Source organism: Halobacillus sp. A1, assembly GCF_024189295.1.
Taxonomy (GTDB): domain Bacteria; phylum Bacillota; class Bacilli; order Bacillales; family Halobacillaceae; genus Halobacillus_A.
Map to the genome: position 1 here is coordinate 1 of NZ_JAIZEN010000058.1, position 1,599 is coordinate 1,599.

Consider the following 1,599-nt stretch of genomic DNA (forward strand, 5'->3'; position numbering starts at 1 on the left):
AGGCTACCCTGAAAATAAATACTGCTTTAAGGCCGCACTAAATAAAGGGGATCTTATTACTTTTTTTAAAATCCCTGAACCATTCTGATATTGATTTCACCATTCATCTAAGCCGACTGTGGCGATATGTCGACTACAAAACCTAATCGTTGGAGACTTTTTATAGCTTTTTGTTTCTTAGCTTCCAATGCTTGTTGGTTGTACTGGACGGCCCCTCGTTCTTTGTACATTTCCTTTTTTGTTAATAAGTGATACATGATTACGAGTAATGTGCGGGCAATCGCAACTCTTGCTTTTTTAGCTCCGCGACGAATTTTAAGTCTTTGGTACTTGGCATACAGATAAGTGTCTTTCTTGCGAGTGGCGCTGGTAGCTGCTTCTACTAATGCACTTCGCAGATATTTATTTCCATCTCGTGTACGTGTGTTGCGTTTTTTACCTGCGCTCTCGTTTTGTCCCGGTGCCATACCGGCCCATGAAGTCAGTCGGTCTGCTCCCCCAAATCGCCCCATATCCGGTCCTATTTCTGCTAAAAGATGCTGGGCGGTTACTCGGCCGATTCCGGGGATAGAATCTAAAAGAACGAGGTCTTCTTCAAAAGGGGCCATACGAGTGTCAATTTCTTGAGTCAGGTCTTCAATCTGTTTTTCTAGGAATTCAATATGGTCTAATTGAGTTTTAAGCATCTTACGCTGATGCGGTCCCACTAGGCCATACAAAGAACGTTCTAAGAGATGAATTTTTTTGCGAAGGCTCCCCTTTGAATGTTGGGCTAAAGTTTTCGCATTCGTATTTCCACTAATTAAACCTTGAAGGATCAACCGACCGGAAACTCCTAATACATTGGTAGCTACGGAACCAAGCTTAATATTGGCCCCTTCTAACACTTTTTGGATTCGATTGGCTTCCCGCGCTCTCTCATCAATCAGACTGCGACGGTACCGTACAAGCTCGCGTAACTCCCGTTGTTCTCGATTCGGGATAAAGCTCGGCTTGAGTAACCCATGTTTCAATAGCTCGGCGATCCATTCGGCATCCTTCACATCGGTTTTTCTTCCTGGAACTTGTTTGATATGTTGGGCGTTGACGACATAAACCGATAAACTTGCTTCTAGTTCTAAAAGGTTGTAAATCGGCTTCCAGTAGATGCCTGTGCTTTCCATCGCCACATGGGTGCAGCCATTCATCCGGATCCAATCAGATAAGGCAAGCAAGTCATCGGTCATGGTCCCGAACGTGCGAATTTCCTTCTGATCAAAAAGTAAAAGACATGCGGTAATACTCTTCTTATGCACATCCATTCCACACACACGGTCGCTTACAACATGCATAGAGGTTCGCTCCTCCCTTTATAGAGTGCACAGCCAGCACTCCATTCGGAAGCGTCTTGTGTAATCTACCCTACGTGCTTCTCAAAAGAGAGCGACAGTCCATGGTACACTTGCTTCCGAAGATCCGTCTATGTTGCGAGTTCGGTGACATCACGCCTTCTCGATCTTTGATAGGAGCCGCTGACTGTACTATACTAATACCCGCTAGGGAACCATTTTCATATGTCATGGTGCGAAAAATTAGCATGAACGTCTATGTTAAAGGTGG

At 44.7% G+C, this 1,599-nt stretch carries 1 protein-coding gene; it reads right to left on the bottom strand.

The genetic code is table 11. The annotated features are described in order from the left end of the window. Positions 1-107 precede the first annotated feature (107 nt). The gene (locus LF817_RS19950; protein ID WP_253937563.1) at positions 108-1,331 is read right to left on the bottom strand and encodes an IS110 family RNA-guided transposase; all 1,224 of its coding nucleotides are present in this window, start codon (positions 1,329-1,331) and stop codon (positions 108-110) included. Between the last annotated feature and the right edge of the window lie 268 nt (positions 1,332-1,599).